This window comes from Daejeonella sp. JGW-45 (assembly GCF_029360805.1).
In the GTDB taxonomy this organism is placed as follows: Bacteria; Bacteroidota; Bacteroidia; order Sphingobacteriales; family Sphingobacteriaceae; genus Daejeonella.
Map to the genome: position 1 here is coordinate 1 of NZ_JARKNC010000004.1, position 22,719 is coordinate 22,719.

The window sequence follows — 22,719 nt, forward strand, 5'->3', positions numbered from 1 at the left end:
ATCAGCGCCAATGGTACTGTCCGCCCGGGGCGGATGGGAGTCCCGATAGGTATGGGGTAGGTCGCGGTGCCCATCCCGATAGCTATCGGGATTAAACAAGCCCCCTTTCGAACGATCGGGGTTTTTTGTGGAAGATAATTCCAGCAGCTTCATCCTGGAGACAGGAAAGGCAGGTCGAAATCGAGTATGCCTGGTATGCTGTTGCTACAGCAGGGAATAGTGCTGAGAACTTTTAATTTTCTCGTGGGTTATTATAATGTAAGGTCCCGGGTAAGAGCCTTTATTCTAAATTTTAAGAGCCAAATTCAATGCTTTTACGTATATTTGAGCAATTCAGCAAGTCATATGAACATCAACATAGGATCCCGTAAGGAAGTATTAAAGCATATCGAAAAGTATATGCTGGAAAAGATGCACGATTACCTAAAACCTATCGATTCTAATTGGCAACCGGCTGATTTCCTGCCAGATTCTACCAGGGAAACTTTTTATTCCGAAGTAAAGGATCTGAAGGAAAATGCGCGGGAACTGTCATACGACCTTGTCGCAGTTCTTATTGGTGATACGATCACGGAGGAAGCTCTTCCAACTTACGAGTCGTGGTTGAGTATGGTCGACGGGATCTCCCGGGATGAGCAAGGAGGCTGGATGAAATGGGTCCGTCATTGGACTGCTGAAGAGAACCGTCATGGAGACCTGCTTAATAAATATCTTTATCTATCCGGACGCGTCGATATGCGACAGATGGAGATATCGACCCAGTACCTTATTGCTGACGGGTTTGATATTGGTACCGGCCATGATCCGTATAGAAACTTTATTTACACCAGTTTCCAGGAGCTGGCAACAAATATTTCTCATCGCCGTGTAGCTTCACTCGCTAAACAGGACGGTGACACTCTTCTTTCTAAGATGTGCGGAGTAATTGCTTCAGACGAAGCACGACACGCAAAAGCATATAAGGACTTTATGATGCGCATATTCGAAGTTGATCCGAGCGAAGCAATGATCGCATTCGAAGATATGATGCGTAATAAGATTGTGATGCCAGCTCACTTCCTGCGTGAAGTTGGTTTAAAGATGGGACAGACTTTTGGTCACTTCACCGATGCAGCTCAACGCCTGGGTGTTTATACGGCTATTGACTATGTAGATATCATGAAACAGCTGATAGAAGAATGGCAGATCGAGAAGATGCGTGATCTGAATGAGGCTGGAGAGAAGGCACGTGACTATTTGATGAATTTGCCAGACCGTCTGCTTAGAGTAGCTGAGCGAATGAAGAATCCCACATTGGAGTATAAATTTAGCTGGATAGCTGGGTAGGCTGAAAAGCAGAATGTTTTCATATCATATCTAAAACAGAAAAGCCCTCCGGTTCCGGTGGGCTTTTCTGCTATTATGGGGGAGTTATTATTTTTTAACGGCCACCATTTTTTCAGGGTTCCATAACATAGCGGTATCATTGTTATAGCTGTCGTTGCAAAGCAGAGCTGGCGCCGCAGCACGGTACCCGAATATCGCATCTTCAGCTACCTTGCCATTTTCCCTGATAGCGTTAATAAAGTTAGCCATGTGATCGTACGGTCCGCCTTTGTACCCGGCTTCGGCTGCGAAAGTGAACTCCTCAGGGGGAAGGATACGTTTACGCCCGCCCACAGGAGTGCCAGCTTTCTTCATTTGCTCAATAAAGAAAGGCTCATCAGATACAACCGGCTTGTTCCGTTTCAGTTTAACACTATCCCATCCAATTTCCATGGCGCCTTCGCTTCCAACCAGCTTCAGGTATGTGGAACCGCTGGTTCCATCATTGAAATTACACCTTAAGGAAAGGTTAAACGCCGGGTGCGCCCTCGCCTGATCAGGATAATCAAATATCCCAAGCATGACATCAGGCACTTCGCGCCCGTCTTTCCAGTAGCGCAAGCCTCCGGAAGCATATATCTTTTCTGGTCCAAAAGAATCTGTTATGAAGTGCAGACTTGAAAAGAGGTGGACAAATAAATCGCCCGCCATCCCGGTACCATAATCGCGGTAGTTTCTCCACCTGAAAAATCGCGTAGCATCGAAAGAGCGTTTAGGCGTTTTTCCTAAAAATGTTTCCCAATCGACGGTTTCTGGTGAGGCATCTGCGGGAATAGGATATTGCCAGGCCCCTTGAGGCGAATTACGCGCCCAGAAGCCCTCTGCGAAATTAAGCTGTCCGATTGCTCCATCTTTCAGGAGTTCTTTAGCTTTTTCATTACCCAATGACGATACACCCTGGCTGCCAACCTGAAATACCTTGCCAGTTTCTTTCTGAGCCTTAATCACAGCCGGTCCTTCGGCTATATTCTGAACCATTGGCTTTTCACAATATACATGCTTACCTGCGCGCATAGCATCGATCGAAATTTGTTGATGCCAATGATCCGGTGTGGCTACGATGACAGCATCGACATCAGGCCTGTTGAGGATCTCTTTGTAAACCCTGGTAGTGTAGATGTCCTGCCCCCACTTTTTCTTTGCATCGTCCAGACGCCCCTGGTAAAGGTCGCATACAGCAACCAGCTTTACGCCGGGAACTTTCAGGGCAACGTTTGTGTCGGCAGAGCCCATGCCGCCGGCGCCGATCAGCGCAATATTTACATTGTCATTCGGACCGATGAACTGACGCTTGTGGATCTTAAACTCAACCGACTTACTTTCAACTTCGGGACTCGCAAATACGTTGGAACCTACCGCAACTGCTGCTGTGGTCGCTCCGAGTGTCTTGATAAAACCTCTGCGTGAGGATTCTGAATGGTTTTTCATTTTATGGGATAAGAGTATTTATATCGCAGATCCAGCTTTAAGGAAGTTCGTTAACGATGATGTTTTTCCATCTCACCTTAATTCCGCCTCCGCTATGGATCTGCAACGCGATAGAACCTTCTCCGGCTCCGATCTTAGCATCCTTAAGATGTACCATTTGTTTTCCATTTAGCCAGGTAGTAACCTCATCATTGATCACCTGGATCCTGGCTTTGTTCCAGCCATCAGGGCTCAGTACCTTCTCATCTTCAGGAGTAGGCTTGATCAGCCAACCTCTGCCGTAGGACTCATAAATTCCTCCGGTGCTGTTTCCTGGAGGAGCTACTTCCACCTGCCAGCCCTTTACCTTGGTGCCGTCAACACTTGAACGAATGAAGACGCCGCTGTTGCCATTGGCTTCAAGTTTGAATTCATAATCCAGAACAAAGTTCTTATACGCTTTTTCAGTTGATAAATAACCGTACTCTTTGTCCGGGCCACTTTCGCAAACTAACATTCCTTTGTCAACATACCATTTTTCCGTTCCATGGATTTTCCATCCAGTCAGGTCTTTCCCGTTGAAGAGTTTCTTTGGTTTTAGTGTAGGTGTACCTGCGGATATAAGAAACAGGCACAATAAGATTAATAAATTTCTCATTATTTTAAGATTTGATTTTTCTAAATATAGATTTTATTAACATAACTTGAAAGGACGAGATCAAGGGTATTTGATATCGCAAAAAAAAGCCCCGGAAACGGGGCTTTGCTAAATGTGGTTTTACATATTTCGCCGGTACTGGCCTCCCACTTCGTAAAGAGCATGAGATATCTGCCCCAATGAACAACATTTACATACTTCCATAAGGCATTCAAAGATATTTTCGCCTGCAAGGGCTTTTTTCTGAAGGCCATTTAACAGTTCGGCTGAGGTATCCTGATTCCTTTTCTGAAATGCTTCTAACGCTTCGATCTGAAATTGTTTCTCGATCTCGGTTGCTCTTATTACTTCTGAAGGTATAATGGTTGGTGACCCATCCTTGCTAAGGAACGTGTTGACGCCTATTATAGGAAATTCGCCGGAGTGTTTTAACGTTTCATAATATAACGACTCCTCCTGAATCTTGCTTCTTTGGTACATAGTCTCCATGGCACCCAACACACCTCCGCGGTCGTTGATTCGCTTGAACTCTTCGAGTACAGCTTCCTCAACTAATTCGGTAAGCTCTTCGATGATAAAGGATCCCTGCAGCGGGTTTTCGTTTTTAGCTAATCCTAACTCCCTGTTTATTATCAGTTGAATTGCCATCGCCCGTCTAACCGACTCCTCAGTTGGGGTGGTTATTGCCTCATCATACGCGTTAGTATGGAGGGAATTACAATTATCATAAATAGCATACAGCGCCTGCAGGGTAGTTCTGATATCGTTGAAATCGATCTCCTGCGCATGGAGTGAGCGTCCGGATGTTTGGATATGGTACTTAAGTTTTTGTGACCGGTCATTCCCGTTGTATTTATATTTAATGGCCTTTGCCCAGATCAATCTCGCAACGCGGCCAATAACTGAATACTCGGGATCTATCCCATTAGAAAAGAAAAACGATAAATTCGGGGCGAAATCATCTATATGCAGACCTCTGCTGAGATAATATTCCACGAAGGTAAAGCCATTACTAAGCGTAAAAGCAAGTTGCGAGATCGGATTAGCCCCTGCTTCGGCAATGTGATAGCCCGAGATAGAAACCGAATAAAAATTGCGAACCTGGTTATCGATAAAATATTTCTGAATATCGCCCATCATGCGTAGCGCAAACTCTGTAGAGAATATACAGGTGTTTTGAGCCTGATCCTCTTTCAGTATATCAGCCTGAACAGTTCCTCTGACGCTCGCCATCGCGTACGCCTTTATCGTGGTATATACATCTTCCGGTAATACCTGGTCGCCTGTCACACCCAAAAGCATCAAACCCAGGCCATCATTTCCAATAGGAAGAGCTCCCTGGTATGCAGGCCGGTTAATACCTTTGGCTTTGTAGATCTCGTTAATTTTATTTTCTATTTCCGTTTCCAGCCCATTTTTTATTATGTATTTCTCACATTGCTGATCAATAGCCGCGTTCATAAAGAATCCCAAAAGCATTGGGGCAGGGCCGTTAATGGTCATTGACACTGATGTCGAAGAGTGACAGAGATCAAAACCGGAGTACAGTTTTTTGGCATCATCCAAAGTTGCAATGCTCACCCCAGAGTTGCCGATCTTGCCATAAATATCGGGTCTGATATGCGGATCTTCACCATATAAAGTTACGGAGTCGAATGCTGTGGACAAGCGGTGTGCCGGCTGACCGAGAGAAACGTAATGGAAGCGTTTATTTGTGCGTTCCGGTCCGCCTTCTCCCGCGAACATTCTGGTGGGGTCTTCTCCTTCACGTTTTAAAGGGAATACGCCTGCAGCGAAAGGGAACTCACCGGGAACATTTTCAGTAAGGAGCCAGCGCAGAATATCTCCCCATGCTTCGTATCCGGGTAAGGCTATCTTCGGTATTCTTATCTTAGATAACGATTCCGAATATAGTGACTGTCTGATTTCTTTATCACGAACCTTAAAGACAAACTCGTCGGCTTTATATCGTTTTAATGTTTGAGGCCATTCATCTAAAAGCCGTTTGCATTCCTTGTCAAGGCCGTCTTCCAGAGAAGTATACATTTCCTCTAGTGGCGAGGACATGACAGGATCTGTGCTCAGTTCCAACACCCCCTTAATCTGAAATAACTGCTGCGCAATTTTGCATTGAGCGTTAATCCAGGTAGTATATTCTTCATTAGCCTCAGCAATCTCTGCAAGATATCTTATCCGGTCCGGAGGGATAACATAATTGTTTTCCTGGAGATTTATCGCATGCCCGCTCCTGATCGTATAACTTACACCGGTTTTGTCAGCGATGATTTCCAATAGCTTAGAAAACAGCGCGTTCATACCGACATCGTTAAATTGTGATGCCATTGTGCCTATCACAGGCAGGGAATCATCCGTTGCATCAAATAGATTATGGTTTCTTTTGAATTGCTTGCGAACATCACGGATCGCATCGAGGGCGCCTCGTTTATCAAATTTATTGATAGCTACCAGATCTGCAAAATCAAGCATGTCAATCTTTTCGAGCTGTGTTGCCGCGCCGAATTCCGGGGTCATTACATATAAAGAAACATCGGAATGCTCAGTTATTTCTGTATCTGATTGTCCTATGCCTGAAGTTTCAATGATGATAAGGTCGTAGCCCGAAGCTTTGCATATATCAATAGATTCTCTGACATATTTCGAAAGAGCGAGGTTGGCTTGCCGGGTTGCCAATGATCTCATATAAACTCTTGGGCTGTTGATCGAGTTCATGCGAATGCGGTCGCCGAGCAATGCGCCTCCTGTTTTTCGTTTGGAAGGATCTACGGAAATGATCGCTATGCTTTTGTCGGTTTCTTTCAGGAACCGCCGTACAATCTCATCTACCAATGAAGACTTGCCCGCACCTCCCGTTCCTGTGATCCCGACAACGGGAATAGTCTTATCCTGGTTAAGTTTTGCTATCTCTTTTAAGAAAGCAGAAGTTTGTTCGGGGTGGTTTTCAGCGAGCGTGATTGCAGAAGCAATAGCTTTTGAATCTTTTTTCTTTATGCCGTTAAGCTCACCATTTAGTTTATCCCGCGTCAGAAAGTCGCATTCTTTTAGCATGTCGTTTATCATCCCCTGTAAGCCCATATGGCGCCCATCATCGGGAGAATAGATCCTTGTTATGCCGTAGTCCCTTAGCTCCTTAATCTCGAAGGGTAATATAACGCCCCCTCCTCCGGCGAAGATCTTTATATGTCCGGCTCCTCTCTCCTGCAAGAGATCGTACATATATTTCAGGTATTCGACGTGACCACCTTGGTAGGATGTCATGGCAATTCCTTGTACATCCTCCTGGATCGCACAATCCACTACTTCCTGAACAGACCGGTTATGGCCAAGATGTATAACTTCTGCGCCGGACGACTGCAAGATTCTGCGCATTATGTTTATCGTTGCATCATGCCCGTCGAACAGGGCGGCGGCTGTAACAAAACGGAGTTTGTGATTTGGTTTGTATGCTTCGGTCATTACCTCTATTTGAATAGGTAAAGGTAAGAATAATTGGCCTTGGGAGACCAGGATTCGATACGGTATTAAATGAAGAAGGGGAATAAATCCCCTTCCCTTTAAGCCCATTGTTAACCTTACTTGGGGCTATGTTTTGAATGAGTTTGAGGTGCCTGTTTCTTTCCTTGCACGTTTGGGTTTTCATTGCCCCTGTTTATCGTTGCCTGTTTGTTGTCCGTTTGGAATGACATCTGACCACCGCTATTTGATATGCCTCTTTGCTTTTGTGCTTCTTTTACAGACTGAAATGCCTGATTAGATTTGGATGAGCCTTGCTGATCCTCGTTTGATTTATTTTTCACAGGTACTTTCATCACTTTATCTTTTTTAGGATAACTGGATTATTATGCCTGTATCAACAACGTATTTAGCGTAAAGTTGTTTGAGCTAAAGCCAGTTTCTCTTTTTAAAATAGACGAGTGTAACTACGGAGGAAAGTACCATTAAGATGATTGCCAGAAGATAGCCCAACTCCCAATCAAGTTCAGGCATGGCCTTAAAGTTCATTCCATAAATACTTGCGATCAAAGTAGGGGGCATAAATGCTACGGTTGCAACCGTAAATATTTTAATAATACGATTTTGTTCGATATTTATTAAGCCCATAAAGGTGTCCTGAAGATATTCAAGCCGTTCAAAGGCGAACTTATTGTGTTCAATCAATGAGCCGATATCCTTCATCATAATCCGGAGAACACTCATGTAATTCTCGGGAAAAAGATTGCTTTTCATTAGTGAAGAGACCAGCCTCTGTTTGTCGACTATATTTTCCCTCATGAGAATGTTATAATTCTGAAAAGACGCAATTTTTAACAGTACTTCCTCGTCAGATCGTTTCCTGTGCAATGTCAGCTGCTTATTGAGATCGGCGATGTCCTTTGCAAGGCCTTCTATAATATCTGCATCCTGCTCAATGCCCGTTTCAAGCAGGGTAAGCAGTATCTGGTATCCATTGGTAAAAGAGCCTGGATTCGATTTGATTTTCTTGACCGACTCCCCGAATGTTTTAAGATCGTCATCTCTGTAAGTAAATAAAATTCCTTTTTCCAGGACTATCGAAACGGGGCAATAGTCAAAATCCTGGTTCCTGAGGGAGAGAAAGTTCGAATTGATTATTAGCTCATCATCAAGTTCGTTAAAGCGGGAAGAGCTTTCTATCTCCGATGATTCCTCTTCTGAAGAGTATTTAATGTCAAAATACGTTTCAATGGTTACTTTTTCCTCGACGGTTGAGTTTTGCAGGTCTACCCATACAAGGTCGCCCACAGGGATAGATCGCAGCAGGTTAATGTCACTTTCCTTTGCGAGTCGTTTATCTTTCTTGTAATATATCCGGAGCATGGGGAATCAAGGCTAATTATGAATTCGTATCTTTGCAAAAATAAAGTTTTGGGAACACCTTTAGACTACGGACATAAGAATTATAATCACTACGGCGCTTATCTTAAGAATAAGTACGACGGTCAGCGTGTTTATAAGATAATAGCGGACGCAGGCTTCACCTGCCCTAACCGGGATGGAACCAAAGGATATGGCGGATGTACTTATTGTAACGTAGATTCATTTACCCCGGAGCTCTCGAGAAAGCTGCCAACAATCAGGGAGCAGATCGAGCAGGGAATGGAGAGAGCTTTTAAAAATTACAGGGCAGAAAAGTTTATCATCTATTTTCAGCCTAATACCAATACTTACGCGCCAACACACTATTTAAAGATGCTTTATGATGAAGCATTGAGTATAAATACCGATAATATTGTTGGCCTGTCTGTTGGCACCCGGCCGGACTGCATTGATTTCGAAAAAATAGCTCTGCTGGAAAGTTACGCAGATCGCTTCGATGTTGATCTTGAAATGGGGATGGAATCTATTTACGATGAAACCTTGATGAAGATCAATCGGGGGTGTACGCATCAGGAACTTATTAATGCTCTTCAATTAGCAAATAGTTCAAAAATCGATATCTGCGTTCATACTATTTTCGGGTTCCCATGGGAAACACATGAAATGATGTTAAGATATGCCGAAGAAATCAACCGATTTCCTCAGATCAAGTTTGTAAAACTGCATCATCTGCACATCGTTAAGGGCTCAATTATGGGCACCAGGTTTGCCAGGGAGCCGTTTAAGACGTTTACTATTGATGAGTATACTGACTTTATTGCTGAATTTATTCCACTTCTGAGACCGGATATCGTCTTGCAGCGATTATTTGGCCTGGCCGACTTCGACCTTCTCATTGCTCCTAATTGGGGTATGAAAAAATCCCAGATCCAAAGTTATATTGACAAGCGCCTGGAAGAAAAAGGCATTGTGCAGGGATCAGCTTATCACGAGCCCGCCTCTTTTATCTAGAATCAGATTACTTCTGTTTTTCTCGTTTATCTCTAGCTTTTTAAGTTATGGATATGATTTGTCTCAAAAGTTAAGTATTTATGGACTTATTTTTTTTGAATTAAGGATATTTTGATTGATATCTTCGAAAAATAGATTCAAATATTAATATTTCTCTTATTATTATGTTATTGTTGATGGTTTATTGTTAATTTATTGAAATTAATTAGCACTATTTTAAAATTTATATTGTAAATATTATGATTTGATGTAAATTTGATACGTCAAAAGAGTTTTTAATTATAAAATATCAATATTATCATGAAAAAATTACCGGTTAGACGAATTGCTCCCTTTGCAATCTTGACTTTGGTTGCATTAGTAGCTTTATTTATCCCTTCCTTACCCGACTTTGACGGAACCGGTAAGTATGTTGGCGCTGATGTGGCCTGGATCTTAGTTGCTACTGCGCTGGTGTTTTTAATGACGCCCGGTCTTGCGTTCTTTTATGGTGGAATGGTGCACCGAAAGAACGTTATCTCTACGATGATCAAAAGTGTTGTTGCAGCAGGAGTGGTAAGCATACTATGGGTGGCAGTTGCTTTTAGTATGTCGTTCGGTGAGTCTATCAATGGCATTATAGGTAACCCCATGACGTTCCTGTTCTTTCAGGGCGTAAATTCCGGGGCGCCATGGAGTGCAGCTCCTACAATACCTCTATCCTTGTTCGCTCTGTTCCAATTAATGTTTGCGATAATTACACCTGGTCTGGTGGTGGGGGCAGTTGCGGAGCGAATCCGTTTCACATCTTATATCCTGTTTATTTGTTTGTTTACTTTGTTGATATATGCACCCATTGCTCACTGGATGTGGCATCCTGATGGATTTCTGGCTAAAACCGGAGCACTGGATTTTGCAGGAGGAGTAGTTGTGCATATTACCGCCGGTATGGCTGCCCTGGCAGGAGCACTCGTTCTAAAGCGCAGAAAGGTACACGCTGAGAATAAGGAAATCCCGCCAGCCAATATTCCATATGTTTTAATAGGAACAGGATTATTATGGTTCGGCTGGTTTGGTTTTAATGGTGGTTCAGCGCTCGGAGCGAATGCTTTGGCTGTTTCAGCTTTTGCAACAACCAATACAGCTGGTGCAGCCGGCGGACTGTCGTGGATGTTCCTGGATGTACTAAGAAACAAAAAGCCCTCTGTTATAGGCTTCTGCATTGGAGCAGTAGTAGGACTTGCTGCTGTAACGCCAGGTGCCGGGTTTGTATCTATTCAGCAAAGTATATTTATAGGGTTTGTAGCCGCGATCATATCAAATCTTGCTGTATACTGGAAAACCAAGACAACGCTTGACGATACGCTGGACGTTTTTCCCTGCCATGGCCTGGGCGGTATTGTGGGTATGTTGCTTAGCGGTTTGCTTGCAACAAAAGCAGTGAATCCGGCTGGTGCAGACGGCTGGTTCCTCGGAAATTCGACCTTCTTTTTTACGCAGTTGAAAGCGGTGTTTATTACGGTTACCTATAGTTTTGTAGTGTCATATGGGATTTTCAAACTTATCAATCTGATTCAGCCGATACGTGTGAGTTCTGAAGAAGAGGACGAAGGCCTTGATTCAACGCAACATAATGAAAAATATAGCCAGGGTACATTGATTGTTACCGATAGCGGTTCGGTCTATGAAACCGACGCCGAGAGAGTAAAACAACTAATTTAGCCTGAACTAACCAGCCAGAAAGCCCCCGAGAGATCGGGGGCTTTCTGGTTATTGGACTAATTTATTTGCACATGCAGAGCTGGCAAAAGCTTCGGGCTTAGCTTTGAACACAAAGCCCATACTTAAAATATATCCCATGGCTTCATGTAAGGCCTGGTTGGATTTAAAATTAGGATTTGTATTTATATCAGCATGCACCTCCAGGTCTACGTCATAAAGATCGAGCAAGTCACATAAAGAATACGCGCATTCAATAGATTTATGCACTTCTGATATCATCCTTTCTTTAATACTCATCTTTTGGGAGGAGCGCTCCTGATGAATGAACATAAAGCCACCCTTCTGTTCGCGTAAAAATACGATCACGGTGGCGAAATCGATTATTGAGCCCTTTACCTGAGAGTCGGTGCCGATACATACCTTTAACTTGTTGCCGAGATTGGACTCTCTTTCGATAGCTTGCTCTACTTCTTCAAGAATTGGCATCTGAATTATTTCTCCGTTAAATTTTTTCCAGGTCATAAATTTTGTGGGTTAAAATCTACTAAACAAGTGTAAAACAGGATATTATATAGAATAAATATAAACCTTAAAAAATCAAAAGACCTTTCGCCCAGGTTATTTATTTGTTAACATATTAACAGATCCGGGATAACAAACAGGGTTTTATATCCGTATAATAAATATGGACAAGTTAAAAGGCGCCCTAACCGGGTTTGTATTTTTGTTATTTATTTCCACCGGCTGCAAGAAAGAACCAGAAGATCAGGAATTGCCTCTAACAGCACAGGATATTCAAAATGTATCTTACGGTGGTAACAAAAGGAATGTTCTAGATATGTATCTCCCCGAAAAAAGGGATGCCGGTACTCCGGTAATAGTATTTATTCATGGCGGCTCGTGGTTCGAAGGAGACAAGTCTGCTTTTACTGATCTCGCCAAATACTGGCGCGACAAAGGATTCGCAGCAGCGACAATAAATTACCGCTTTACAAATACCGCTGAAAAGAATATACATCCAGCTCAGGTTAATGATATTGCCGGAGCTATAGAGTTTATAGCTTCGAAATCTGGTGACTGGAAGATATCGGCTGATAAAGTCGCCCTGTTGGGAGCCAGTGCGGGCGGTCATTTAGCGCTTTTGTATGCTTATAAGTACGACACCGGCAATAAGGTCAAGACTGTTATATCCATGGCCGGGCCAACAGATCTTACCGGGATCATGAACGCAGGAACAGCTCAATCGCAAGTGGTACAATGGCTTTTAGGCCTTCCTTTTCAGACTAATCCTGATGCCTACGCACAAGCCAGTCCGATCACTCACGTGAGTTCCGCATCTAAACCGACACTATTATTCCACGGTAAGCTGGATGTTGTTGTGCCACATGAGCAGTCAATATCGCTTAGTAGTAGCCTGAAACAACTTGGAGTTGCCAATAAACTCGTTTTGTACGAGGAAACGGGACATGAGGTTGTCAACCTTAATAATACGATGAGCTTTCTGTCTGATTGTGATGCATGGCTTAAGGTTCATCTGAAATGATCTTATATTTTTTGAAACTTAACAATCTGAGCATTGTATAATATATGTACCAAAATGAAAGTCATGGCAAATAGTCTTACAAATGAACTTGTGCAGCTGCAAAAGAGCCGTTGCGGATTTAAATATGTGGAGATGGTAGATGATTATGTGAAAGAGATTCCAACAAAGGTAAGTCAGACACTAAACCGGCCCTTAGATTCTATAAATAAAAATATTACTATAATCAATCGCTACAGAGGCGCGATGCTTTATAATCTTGAGAGGCGGTTCTCTATTTCGTGGAAAAAGTTAAGGAGATATACAAGGAGTTGACAAAGTATCAAGAATCAAGACTAAGGAAAAAAGATTTCCCGTCTTGATTCTTGATTCCTGGCTCATCTAACCCACAAGCTTTTTATACCGTATCCTGTGAGGCGTAACATCACCGGTGCGTTTTTTCCGATTTTCTTCATATTCCGAATAGTTCCCTTCGAAATAATATACCTCTGAATTTCCTTCAAAGGCTAATATATGCGTGCACACTCTATCAAGGAACCATCTGTCGTGAGAGATGATTACCGCACACCCACCGAAATTCTCAAGGCCTTCTTCTAAGGCGCGAAGAGTATTCACGTCAATATCATTCGTTGGCTCATCCAGCAATAGCACGTTTGAGCTTTTCTTAAGTGTTATGGCAAGATGAACCCTGTTTCGCTCACCCCCCGAGAGCACAGCTACTTTTTTCTGCTGATCTGCGCCGTTGAAATTGAATTTCGAAACATAAGCACGTGAATTTACTGTTCTGTTTCCCAGAATAATATTTTCATTTCCATCAGTGATGTTCTCCCACACAGATTTTTCCGGATCCAGGTCGTCGTGCATCTGGTCAACATATCCTAAAGCTACGGTCGGCCCAACTCTGAAAGAACCGGCATCTGCAGTTTCCTGCCCGGTAATCAAACGGAATAAGGTTGTTTTACCAGCACCATTGGGGCCTATAATACCCACAATACCTGCGGGAGGGAGCGAGAAATTTAGATTTTCAAATAATATTTTGTCTCCGTAAGCTTTGCTGACACCCTGAGCTTCGATCACTACATTTCCAAGCCGTGGCCCTGGGGGAATGAAAAGCTCCAATTTATCTTCGCGTTCCTTAGTATCTTCAGAAGCAAGCTTTTCATAGTTCGATAGACGAGCTTTGGATTTTGCATGGCGTGCTTTAGGAGCCATTCTGACCCATTCAAGCTCCCGTTCAAGAGTTTTCTGACGTTTACTTTCGGTCTTCTCTTCTGATTCGAGCCTTTTTGCTTTCTGGTCAAGCCAGGATGAGTAATTGCCTTTCCATGGAATACCTTCCCCACGGTCCAGTTCAAGGATCCATCCGGCAACGTTATCCAGAAAATACCTGTCGTGCGTCACAGCGATTACCGTTCCTTTATATTGTTTAAGATGCTGCTCAAGCCAGTCTATACTTTCAGCATCCAGGTGGTTGGTAGGCTCATCCAGCAATAAAACGTCGGGCTCCTGAAGCAATAAGCGACATAAGGCCACCCTTCTGCGTTCGCCGCCTGACAAAGTGGCAATCTTCGCCTCTGGCTCGGGGCAGCGAAGCGCATCCATTGCCCGTTCAAGTTTTGTGTCCAATTCCCAGGCGTTGCTGGCATCTATCTGATCCTGTAGCTCGCCCTGTCTTGCCAAAAGCTTGTCCATCTCATCCGCATTTTCATAAACCTCGGGCAAACCAAACTTTTCATTTATCTCTTCATATTCCTTAAGTATGGCAGTTGTTGCAGCGACGCCTTCCTCAACTACCTCACGTACAGTCTTTTCTTTATCTAGCTCGGGTTCCTGAGCCAGGTATCCAACCGTGTAGCCCGGAGCGAAAACAACTTCGCCCTGATATGCTTTGTCAAGGCCTGCAATGATCTTCAATACTGAAGATTTACCTGATCCATTCAATCCGATAACCCCTATTTTGGCGCCGTAGAAGAAAGATAGGTAGATATTCTTTAGAACCTGTTTTTGCGGCGGGTAGATCTTATTTACCCCGGCCATTGAAAATATTATCTTTTCGTCTGACATATTGTATTTAGAATGAGCCTCAAATATCGTATTTTAGTCAGAGACACGTCAACTTTATTATGTCTGAATGACGTAAAACCTTTTCAATTTAAATGGCGTAATTGTTGATAACTTGTTACTATTGCCCAAAGGTTAGTAAACCAATAATTTAATAGCTTAGGGCGTTAAACATACAGAAAGGTATTAGAATGGAAGCTAAATTTTCCCCACGCGTCAAAGACGTTATATCATATAGCCGGGAAGAAGCCCTCCGCTTAGGGCATGATTATATCGGCACAGAACATTTATTGCTCGGACTTATCCGTGAGGGTGACGGAATGGCGATAAAGATCCTCAAAGGTGCCGGTGTGGATACCGCCCGTTTAAGAAAGTCGGTTGAAGATTCTGTAAAAGGAACTTCCAGCACTACAGTAAATCTTGGGAATATACCTCTGACCAAACAGGCAGAAAAGGTTTTGAAGATCACTTACCTGGAGGCAAAGATATTTAAGAGCGATGTGATTGGTACTGAGCATCTTCTTCTTTCCATCCTTCGGGATGAGGATAATATCGCATCCCAGATACTTCAGCAGTACAACGTCAATTACGACATATTCAAAGGCGAGGTAGAAAGCAATAAGGATGGTTTCAGGGATGAAGCTCAGGGTGGATCTCCGGCAGGAGATGACGATTTCAGGGAAGAGGAGAGCTTCAGTCAGCCGAAAAAGGTTTCGGACATCAAGTCAAAAACACCTGTTCTTGATAACTTCGGCCGTGACCTGACCAGGGCTGCCGAAGACGGCAAGCTAGATCCGATAGTAGGTCGTGAGAAAGAAATAGAGCGGGTCTCGCAGATATTGTCACGTCGTAAGAAGAACAACCCAATACTTATCGGTGAGCCAGGGGTGGGTAAGTCGGCTATTGCTGAAGGACTTGCTTTAAGGATCATTCAGCGAAAAGTTTCAAGGGTGCTATTTAATAAGCGGGTAGTTACGCTTGATCTTGCTTCGCTTGTTGCCGGTACCAAGTATCGTGGCCAGTTCGAAGAAAGGATGAAAGCGGTGATGAATGAACTCGAGAAATCACCTGATGTGATCCTGTTCATTGATGAGATCCATACCATTGTCGGTGCCGGCGGTGCATCGGGTTCGCTGGATGCATCGAACATGTTCAAACCTGCCCTGGCAAGGGGAGAAATTCAATGTATCGGAGCTACTACGCTTGACGAGTACCGCCAGTTTATCGAAAAGGATGGCGCGTTAGACCGTCGTTTCCAGAAAGTAATGGTAGAGCCGGCTACTCCGGCAGAGACTGTTGAGATACTTAACCGTATCAAAGAGAAATACGAGGAACACCATGGAGTTACCTATACTGACGAGGCTATTAATGCCTGTGTTAGTTTGACTTCAAGATATATTACAGATCGTTTCCTTCCCGACAAGGCAATAGATGCCCTTGATGAATCGGGATCACGCGTTCACCTGACGAATATCCATGTTCCGCAGAACATCATTGATGTTGAACAAAAGATCGAGGAGATCAAGGTCGAGAAGAATAAAGTTGTAAGAAGCCAGAAGTATGAAGAAGCAGCAAAGCTGAGGGACACAGAAAAGAATCTTCTGGAAGAACTTGAAAAAGCGAAAAGTGAGTGGGAGGCCGAAACCAAAACGAAACGCTATACGGTTACGGAAGACAATGTAGCGGAAGTGGTTTCCATGATGACCGGAATTCCTGTTCAGCGTGTTGGTCAGGCAGACAGTACGAAGTTGCTGGGTATGTTCGATGCCATCAACACCCGTGTTATTGGCCAGGACGATGCTGTTAAGAAATTAACAAAAGCCATCCAACGCACGCGTGCGGGCTTAAAGGATCCTAAAAAGCCGATTGGCTCATTTATTTTTCTTGGACCTACCGGCGTTGGTAAAACCGAGCTTGCGAAGGAACTCGCACGTTTCATGTTTGATACCGAAGATGCACTTATCCAGGTAGACATGAGTGAGTATATGGAAAAGTTCGCTGTATCACGTTTAGTGGGGGCGCCTCCGGGATATGTGGGTTACGAAGAAGGCGGGCAGCTGACTGAGAAGGTTAGAAGAAAGCCGTATGCTGTGGTCTTATTAGACGAAATAGAAAAGGCTCACCCTGACGTGTTTAATATCCTGCTGCAGGTTTTAGATGAAGGTCAGCTAACAGACAGTCTTGGACGTAAAGTCGATTTCCGGAACACCATCATTATCATGACCTCTAATATTGGCGCTCGTCAGTTAAAGGATTTCGGGCAGGGAGTTGGCTTTAGTACGGTAGCTAAAGCATCGCAGGCAGATACTTACTCCAGAGGCGTGATCGAAAACGCACTGAAAAGAGCATTTGCTCCCGAGTTCCTGAACCGGGTTGATGATGTGGTAGTGTTTAATTCGCTGACTAAAGAACACATCTTCAGTATTATAGATATTGAGCTCAAGGCCCTTTTTGAAAGGATACAAGGACTTGGTTATGAGATCAAGCTTACCGATGCGGCGAAGGAATTTATTGCCGAGAAAGGTTACGACTCCAATTTCGGTGCCCGTCCGTTAAAGCGTGCAATCCAGAAGCATCTTGAAGATCCGATTGCCGAAGAGATCCTTAAAGGCGAATTGGTTGAGGGTGATACGATGGAAGTTGACTATGATAAGGAGAAAGAAGAGATCCGTATCATCGGCAAACCTAAAGCCGGCAAGCGCAAGAAGGAAGAGAAGAAAGAGGACTAACGAAAGTAACATTTGAATTACAGCGGGTAATTGTGCAACTATTACCCGCTTTTTTTTGTCTAACAATTATAGGCGCCTTTTAAAACCTATCCCTTATGAAACGATCACTTATTTTTATGTGCCTTTCCCTTGTACTGGTAGCCGCAGGATGTAAAAAGGAAATGGTAGTCCCCAACCGTACCATAATTACAACTCTGAATTCAGGCAGTTGGGTCCCGAATGATGGCGGCCGGACATATACTGCAGCTATTGATATGCCCGAAATCGACGATTATTTCAATGAGCGTGGCGGTGTGCTGGTCTATATTTCATTTGATAATGGCACTTACGAGCAAGTCCCGCAGGTTTATAACGGTATTTCCTATAGTTATATCACCCGAACAGGCCAGATTGTTATGGAGATTCAAAGCTCTGATGGAATAGGAACCGTTACACCGCCAGGGGCGGTTAGGGTGAAGATTGTACTTATTGACTCGGTTTAATAGGAACTGAAAGCTGAAAACTGAAAGCAACCGGGGGCAGTTACCGGCCCTGCAGTTTTCAGTTTTCAGTTTTCAGTTTTCAACTTTCAGCTTCAACCCCCAACCTATGCATCACATCATCACTCACGCCCGTTGATGAATATCCTCCGTCATGAAAAAGGTTCTGCATGGTTACCATTCTCGTCAGGTCAGAGAACAGGGTGATGCAGTAATCAGCACATGATTCGGCATCTGCATTTCCCAGTGGAGCTATCGCATTTGCAAAATCATAGAAATCACCGAAACCTTTTATCCCTGTCCCGGCAGTGGTTTTAGTAGGGGATTGTGAAACGGTATTAATACGTACTTTTTTCTCCAGGCCGTAGTGGTATCCGAAGCTCCGGGCTATAGATTCAAGCATGGCTTTTATATCAGCCATATCGGTGTAGAACGGATAAGTACGCTGCGCAGCCATATATGTTAGCGCCACAACACTTCCCCATTCGTTTATCGCATCAAGTTTTTTGGCTACGCTCAGCATCTTGTGCAGAGATAAAGCGGAAACATCTATGCCCTTCTGAAAGTAGTCGTAGTTCAGCTCAGGATAAGGAATCTTTTTCCGGATGTTGACACTCATCCCGATAGAATGAAGCACGAAGTCGATCTTACCTCCTAATACTTCCTGAGACTGGGTAAATAAATTGGTCAATTCCTCAACGTTTGTAGCATCGGCTGGAATGATCTGCGAGCCTGTCGCTTCGGCCAGTGCATTTATCTCACCCATGCGCATAGCTATAGGAGCGTTTGTCAGAACAAATTTAGCACCTTCAGCATGCGCTTTTTCTGCCACTTTCCAGGCTATTGAATTTTTATCCAATGCTCCTGAAATGATACCTGTTTTACCCTTCAGTAAGTTATACATATAATTGTTTTTTGTGGTTGATTAGATTCTGTGAAGAAGCAAAGTTATTATTTATCTCTTATTGTTATACTCTAAATTAACTAAGCAGTTCCTTTGCATTCAAAATTGCTGATTCGCCGGGATTGTTACCGCTTAGCATTTTTGCAAGCTCCATTACCCGTTCGTCTGATTCCAGGCGGCGGATGTTGGTGTGTGTCATATCTGTCCGGTCGTCCTTGTAGACGCTGTAATGTGCATCGCCCCGGGCAGCTATCTGCGGCAAGTGCGTTATGGCAATAACCTGCATGCTTTCGGAGAGTTTCTCCATGATATTGCCTACTTTAAGGGCTACTTCGCCTGAAATACCCGTATCAATCTCATCGAAAATAATAGTGGGAAGAGAGGTGTGCACAGCGATGAGCGATTTAATGCTCAGCATTAGTCTTGAAAGCTCACCGCCCGAAGCAACTTTGTTCATAGGCAAAGGCGATTGTCCCTTGTTTGCACTAAATAAAAAGCGGATACGGTCTGTGCCATTCATCTCAAACTTCCCTGCTTCAAGCCTTTCGTTTTCTATTTGTAATAAAGCATTAGGCATACCGACTTCGTGAAGGCTTGCTTTTACAGATTCTTCCACGCGGGGTATACTATGCATCCGCAAATCGTGAAGCTGTTCCGCCAACTCTGACAAGGTCATGTTAATGTTATGTACGTCCAGCTTTAATTTCGCGATATCTTCGTCGGCAAATAGTATGCTGTTCAGTTTTTCGGAAAGCTCATTCCTTAAGTTTATCAGCTCAATGTTTGTGCTTACGCGATGCTTTTTCTGAAGAGAATAGATCGTGTCGAGTCGTTGACTAACTTCTTCCAGCCTGGATTCATCTACCGCGCTATGCTGTTCTATTCGTTCAACTTCTGATAATATATCCTTTAGTTCAATCAGGCTGCTATCCAATCGCTCATGCAGCTCCTTAATTTCCGGGTTGTACTTTTCTGCATTAGCCAGGCTCAGGGTGGCTTCCTTTAATTGTGTGATTATGGAAGGCTCGCTTTCGCTGAGCACACCGATCGCCGTCAGGAGGTTCCGTTTAATTTCTTCGGCGTGTGTGAGGGTATCCAGCTCCTGTTCAAGCTGTGCCTGTTCTTCTTCGGTAAGCTTAGCCCTGTCGAGTTCATCAAATTGGAACTGAAAATAATCAAGATCTGACTTGGATTGTTCGCTTTGACTAATCAGTTCTTTAAGCTTAGCCTGTGCATGCCGGTAAGACTTGTATACCGTATTATAGTTGACCAGGAGTTCCTGATTTCCCGCAATGGTGTCGATCACCAGAAGCTGAAAATCTTCATCATTGATCTCAAGCGTTGCATGTTGAGAATGTATATCTATCAGCTTTTCGCCAAGCTTTTTGAGCACGCTAAGGTTAACCGGCGTGTCATTAATAAAGGCTCTGGATTTTCCATCGGATGTGATTTCCCGGCGGAGAATGGTTTCCTGATCATAATCAAGATCGTTGTCTGTGAAGAAATCATTTAAGTGAAAATCACTGACCAGGAAAGTCCCTTCAATAATACATTTCTTCTGTTGATTGAAAAAGTATTTGCCCTCTGCCCTCTGGCCAAGGATCAGGGACAATGCACCAAGTATGATCGATTTACCAGCTCCGGTTTCCCCTGTCAATATATTTAGTTCGTCCGAAAACGAAATATCCAGGGTATCAATTAAAGCATAATTGCTAATCGCCAGTCGCTTGAGCATAGAGAAAAATAATTAAGCTAAATTAAGCAAATAGGATAGAAAGGGAAGACGATTTTTATAGTTTATCAGAACCTCAGCGTGATCTTTTGAGGATCTCATACTTCAGGCTATTAGCGGGGTCAACCACAGAGAGAATACTAAAGGCTTTCAGTTTTTCTTGTGGTTCAGCGTCATTGAGGATATTAATCAGTTCGTCTGATTTTGCCGTAAAAAACACTTGATTTAGAACTGCACCCTGTTTTTGCTTATCGATCTTCTCGAGTTGCGGCAGGATAGAGTAGATCGCCTTTCTGCCTTTAGACGGATTCTCAACCATCACATCCAGGCCATCACGATGGTACTCGTACAAGTTCTCGCGTATGGGGTTGTATGCTTTATTCATCAGGTTCTCGATCAGCCAGAAGCGGTTACGTAAGCTTTCATGAGCCTTCCACCCCACGTTCGGTGCAATCTGGGAATTATTAAGTACGGTTTGGGCCTTCTGAAAATACGGCGTGCCGCCTAGTTTGGAAAAGGTGTCATAATCCATACCGGTAATAATATAGGCATAAAAGGCCAGCAGGGATGTCAGGTTAGTAAGGTAATTCTGATCGGAGAAATCCAGTGCCTGTCCTTCCGAATAAGCGAAGGTGAATTCTTTGTCGCTCAGATTTAATATAGTGCTATTATAGCTGCTGTTATACACGGGCCGGCTCGACTGGATCTGGGCTTCTGCCTTAAAGTTACTTGATGAGCCATCCCATTCAGTAATGGTTATTACGAAATTGCAATCGATCCGTTCCTGCGGCTGTAAAGCATCAGCTGTCCACCTCCTGTTGTTCAAAAAGTCTTTTATACTAACTTCCAGAACGTCAACAATCCTTTTGTTAGCATTCGAAACCTGGGGTGCAAGTATCTGCACTCTGGCATTCAGGTCCTGGGAATACGATATTGCAGAAACCGATAAAAGAAAGAAAAACAAAATGTATTTCATCAGTATGTAGTTAGTTTCTTAATGCTGATCAAGTTCGTCGGAACGGCGTTGACCTGCCCGTTATCATGCGCATAGTCACTATAATTGTGCTCATGATGCTTATCATAATAAATCTACTACTTTTTGGCAGATATCTTTAGCCACCTCCTTTTTGGATTTTAAAGGAAACGATTCCTTTACCAGCTTGTTGTCTATGATCGTTACCTTGTTCTGATCGTGCTTAAACCCGGCGCCTTCGTCTCGCAGCGAGTTGAGTACAATAAAATCCAGGTTCTTTTTCTTCAATTTGCCAATGGCGTTTTCCTCTTCATTATTCGTCTCAAGCGCGAAACCAACCAGGATCTGACCGGCTTGTTTTTGGGCGCCGAGTGCAGCCAGGATGTCCGTTGTTTTAACCAGAGCCAGCTCAAGCCCCGAAGTGTCCTTTTTGATCTTAACCTCTGATATTTCTGCAGGGCGGTAATCGGCTACAGCAGCGCTTAAGATAGCTATTGCAGCATCCGGGAATGCTGCTAACGAAGCCTGAAGCATTTCTTCAGCAGAGGTAACATCAATACGATTGATACCAGTGCCCGACAATTTTAAAGCTGTCGGGCCGCTTACTAATGTGACAGCGGCACCCAGGGCAGCAAGTTCCTCGGCTATAGCAAAGCCCATTTTGCCGGATGAGTGGTTCCCGATAAAACGGACAGGATCTATGGCCTCATAAGTGGGGCCGGCTGTTACCAATGCCTTTTTACCGCTCAGCGGAAGCTTTCTTTTTATTTCTCCGGTAATGAATGCAATAATGTCCTCAGGTTCAGCCATTCTTCCTTCGCCAATGAGGCCGCTGGCAAGTTCGCCATAGGCCGGTTGGATCATGATATTGCCATAACCGGTCAGAGACAGAATGTTCTTTTGAGTAGACGGATGCTTCCACATATCCAGATCCATCGCAGGGGCGAAAAATACCGGGCATTTAGCAGAAAGGTAAACGGCCGACAGCAGGTTGTCGCATAAGCCGGCTGCAAACTTGGCCAGGGTATTGGCGCTTGCCGGGGCTACTACCATGAGGTCGGCCCACAATCCCAGGTCGACGTGATTATTCCATACCCCTGATCCGGGATCGAAATAGTTTACCAGTACAGGGTTTTTTGATAAGGTGGAGAGGGTAAGCGGGCTGATGAAATTAGTAGCGTCGCCCGTCATAATTACTTTGACGTTTGCACCAGCTTTAACGAGTAACCTGATTAAGGTTGCAGATTTATAACTCGCAATACTGCCGCAAACGCCGAGTAAAATATTTTTATTAGCAAGCATAGG

18 protein-coding genes are annotated in these 22,719 nt (G+C 43.8%); 7 read left to right on the forward strand and 11 right to left on the reverse strand.

Annotated elements, in window-relative coordinates:
* The first annotated feature begins 345 nt into the window (after positions 1-345).
* A complete protein-coding gene (locus P2W76_RS07335; protein ID WP_276347030.1) occupies positions 346-1,326 on the forward strand; it encodes an acyl-ACP desaturase in 981 nt (326 codons plus the stop codon).
* Positions 1,327-1,413: 87 nt separating this feature from the next.
* On the opposite strand, the gene P2W76_RS07340 is transcribed toward P2W76_RS07335, so the two are convergent.
* From P2W76_RS07340 to corA, 5 genes are all read right to left on the reverse strand, one after another.
* Entirely contained in the window at positions 1,414-2,793 is a 1,380-nt protein-coding gene (locus tag P2W76_RS07340) for a Gfo/Idh/MocA family oxidoreductase (protein WP_276347031.1), read from the reverse strand.
* A 37-nt stretch (positions 2,794-2,830) separates the two neighbouring features.
* Positions 2,831-3,430 (reverse strand): DUF1080 domain-containing protein, encoded by a 600-nt coding sequence (locus P2W76_RS07345; RefSeq protein ID WP_276347034.1) that lies wholly within the window; start codon positions 3,428-3,430, stop codon positions 2,831-2,833.
* A 120-nt stretch (positions 3,431-3,550) separates the two neighbouring features.
* The gene (locus P2W76_RS07350; protein ID WP_276347035.1) at positions 3,551-6,904 is read right to left on the reverse strand and encodes a methylmalonyl-CoA mutase family protein; all 3,354 of its coding nucleotides are present in this window, start codon (positions 6,902-6,904) and stop codon (positions 3,551-3,553) included.
* Positions 6,905-7,020: 116 nt separating this feature from the next.
* Positions 7,021-7,245, reverse strand: a complete 225-nt coding sequence (locus P2W76_RS07355) for a hypothetical protein (protein ID WP_276347037.1) — start codon at positions 7,243-7,245, stop codon at positions 7,021-7,023.
* An 85-nt stretch (positions 7,246-7,330) separates the two neighbouring features.
* Positions 7,331-8,284 (reverse strand): magnesium/cobalt transporter CorA, encoded by a 954-nt coding sequence (gene corA, locus P2W76_RS07360; protein ID WP_276347038.1) that lies wholly within the window; start codon positions 8,282-8,284, stop codon positions 7,331-7,333.
* A gap of 48 nt (positions 8,285-8,332) precedes the next feature.
* Between corA and P2W76_RS07365 the strand changes: the two genes are divergently transcribed.
* Entirely contained in the window at positions 8,333-9,295 is a 963-nt protein-coding gene (locus P2W76_RS07365) for a TIGR01212 family radical SAM protein (RefSeq protein ID WP_276347040.1), read from the forward strand.
* A gap of 300 nt (positions 9,296-9,595) precedes the next feature.
* A complete protein-coding gene (locus P2W76_RS07370) occupies positions 9,596-10,996 on the forward strand; it encodes an ammonium transporter (protein WP_276347041.1) in 1,401 nt (466 codons plus the stop codon).
* 48 nt (positions 10,997-11,044) lie between these two features.
* Here the strand turns inward: P2W76_RS07370 and P2W76_RS07375 are convergent, their stop codons facing one another.
* Positions 11,045-11,518: a ribonuclease H-like YkuK family protein gene (locus P2W76_RS07375; RefSeq protein ID WP_276347042.1), complete on the reverse strand. Its 474-nt coding sequence runs from the start codon at positions 11,516-11,518 to the stop codon at positions 11,045-11,047.
* Positions 11,519-11,681: 163 nt separating this feature from the next.
* Here P2W76_RS07375 and P2W76_RS07380 point away from each other — a divergent pair, with 163 nt between their 5' ends.
* Entirely contained in the window at positions 11,682-12,539 is an 858-nt protein-coding gene (locus P2W76_RS07380; RefSeq protein ID WP_276347043.1) for an alpha/beta fold hydrolase, read from the forward strand.
* A gap of 63 nt (positions 12,540-12,602) precedes the next feature.
* Positions 12,603-12,851 (forward strand): hypothetical protein, encoded by a 249-nt coding sequence (locus tag P2W76_RS07385; protein ID WP_276347045.1) that lies wholly within the window; start codon positions 12,603-12,605, stop codon positions 12,849-12,851.
* Positions 12,852-12,917: 66 nt separating this feature from the next.
* Here the strand turns inward: P2W76_RS07385 and ettA are convergent, their stop codons facing one another.
* Positions 12,918-14,600, reverse strand: a complete 1,683-nt coding sequence (gene ettA, locus P2W76_RS07390; RefSeq protein WP_276347046.1) for an energy-dependent translational throttle protein EttA — start codon at positions 14,598-14,600, stop codon at positions 12,918-12,920.
* A 188-nt stretch (positions 14,601-14,788) separates the two neighbouring features.
* Here ettA and P2W76_RS07395 point away from each other — a divergent pair, with 188 nt between their 5' ends.
* The gene (locus P2W76_RS07395) at positions 14,789-17,326 is read left to right on the forward strand and encodes an ATP-dependent Clp protease ATP-binding subunit (RefSeq protein ID WP_276347047.1); all 2,538 of its coding nucleotides are present in this window, start codon (positions 14,789-14,791) and stop codon (positions 17,324-17,326) included.
* Between the two features lie 95 nt (positions 17,327-17,421).
* Positions 17,422-17,808 (forward strand): hypothetical protein, encoded by a 387-nt coding sequence (locus P2W76_RS07400; protein ID WP_276347049.1) that lies wholly within the window; start codon positions 17,422-17,424, stop codon positions 17,806-17,808.
* A gap of 79 nt (positions 17,809-17,887) precedes the next feature.
* Here P2W76_RS07400 and P2W76_RS07405 read toward each other — a convergent pair whose 3' ends face one another.
* The 4 genes from P2W76_RS07405 to coaBC all read right to left on the reverse strand — a co-directional run bounded on the left by P2W76_RS07405 (position 17,888) and on the right by coaBC (position 22,716).
* Positions 17,888-18,709: an SDR family oxidoreductase gene (locus P2W76_RS07405; protein WP_276347051.1), complete on the reverse strand. Its 822-nt coding sequence runs from the start codon at positions 18,707-18,709 to the stop codon at positions 17,888-17,890.
* 76 nt (positions 18,710-18,785) lie between these two features.
* Positions 18,786-20,444: a DNA repair protein RecN gene (gene recN / locus P2W76_RS07410; RefSeq protein ID WP_276347052.1), complete on the reverse strand. Its 1,659-nt coding sequence runs from the start codon at positions 20,442-20,444 to the stop codon at positions 18,786-18,788.
* 73 nt (positions 20,445-20,517) lie between these two features.
* The gene (locus tag P2W76_RS07415) at positions 20,518-21,417 is read right to left on the reverse strand and encodes a DUF4835 family protein (protein ID WP_276347053.1); all 900 of its coding nucleotides are present in this window, start codon (positions 21,415-21,417) and stop codon (positions 20,518-20,520) included.
* Positions 21,418-21,519: 102 nt separating this feature from the next.
* Positions 21,520-22,716: a bifunctional phosphopantothenoylcysteine decarboxylase/phosphopantothenate--cysteine ligase CoaBC gene (gene coaBC, locus P2W76_RS07420; RefSeq protein ID WP_276347055.1), complete on the reverse strand. Its 1,197-nt coding sequence runs from the start codon at positions 22,714-22,716 to the stop codon at positions 21,520-21,522.
* Between the last annotated feature and the right edge of the window lie 3 nt (positions 22,717-22,719).

Excerpts from the sequence above, each read along its gene's own strand:
- P2W76_RS07340 (WP_276347031.1), bottom strand. The coding sequence starts at position 2,793 with ATGAAAAACCATTCAGAATCCTCACGCAGAGGTTTTATCAAGACACTC.
- P2W76_RS07370 (WP_276347041.1), top strand. The coding sequence starts at position 9,596 with ATGAAAAAATTACCGGTTAGACGAATTGCTCCCTTTGCAATCTTGACT.
- P2W76_RS07400 (WP_276347049.1), top strand. The coding sequence starts at position 17,422 with ATGAAACGATCACTTATTTTTATGTGCCTTTCCCTTGTACTGGTAGCC.
- P2W76_RS07350 (WP_276347035.1), bottom strand. The coding sequence starts at position 6,904 with ATGACCGAAGCATACAAACCAAATCACAAACTCCGTTTTGTTACAGCC.
- P2W76_RS07345 (WP_276347034.1), bottom strand. The coding sequence starts at position 3,430 with ATGAGAAATTTATTAATCTTATTGTGCCTGTTTCTTATATCCGCAGGT.
- P2W76_RS07335 (WP_276347030.1), top strand. The coding sequence starts at position 346 with ATGAACATCAACATAGGATCCCGTAAGGAAGTATTAAAGCATATCGAA.
- recN (WP_276347052.1), bottom strand. The coding sequence starts at position 20,444 with ATGCTCAAGCGACTGGCGATTAGCAATTATGCTTTAATTGATACCCTG.
- P2W76_RS07395 (WP_276347047.1), top strand. The coding sequence starts at position 14,789 with ATGGAAGCTAAATTTTCCCCACGCGTCAAAGACGTTATATCATATAGC.
- coaBC (WP_276347055.1), bottom strand. The coding sequence starts at position 22,716 with ATGCTTGCTAATAAAAATATTTTACTCGGCGTTTGCGGCAGTATTGCG.
- P2W76_RS07375 (WP_276347042.1), bottom strand. The coding sequence starts at position 11,518 with ATGACCTGGAAAAAATTTAACGGAGAAATAATTCAGATGCCAATTCTT.
- corA (WP_276347038.1), bottom strand. The coding sequence starts at position 8,284 with ATGCTCCGGATATATTACAAGAAAGATAAACGACTCGCAAAGGAAAGT.
- P2W76_RS07405 (WP_276347051.1), bottom strand. The coding sequence starts at position 18,709 with ATGTATAACTTACTGAAGGGTAAAACAGGTATCATTTCAGGAGCATTG.
- P2W76_RS07385 (WP_276347045.1), top strand. The coding sequence starts at position 12,603 with ATGGCAAATAGTCTTACAAATGAACTTGTGCAGCTGCAAAAGAGCCGT.
- P2W76_RS07415 (WP_276347053.1), bottom strand. The coding sequence starts at position 21,417 with ATGAAATACATTTTGTTTTTCTTTCTTTTATCGGTTTCTGCAATATCG.
- P2W76_RS07380 (WP_276347043.1), top strand. The coding sequence starts at position 11,682 with ATGGACAAGTTAAAAGGCGCCCTAACCGGGTTTGTATTTTTGTTATTT.
- ettA (WP_276347046.1), bottom strand. The coding sequence starts at position 14,600 with ATGTCAGACGAAAAGATAATATTTTCAATGGCCGGGGTAAATAAGATC.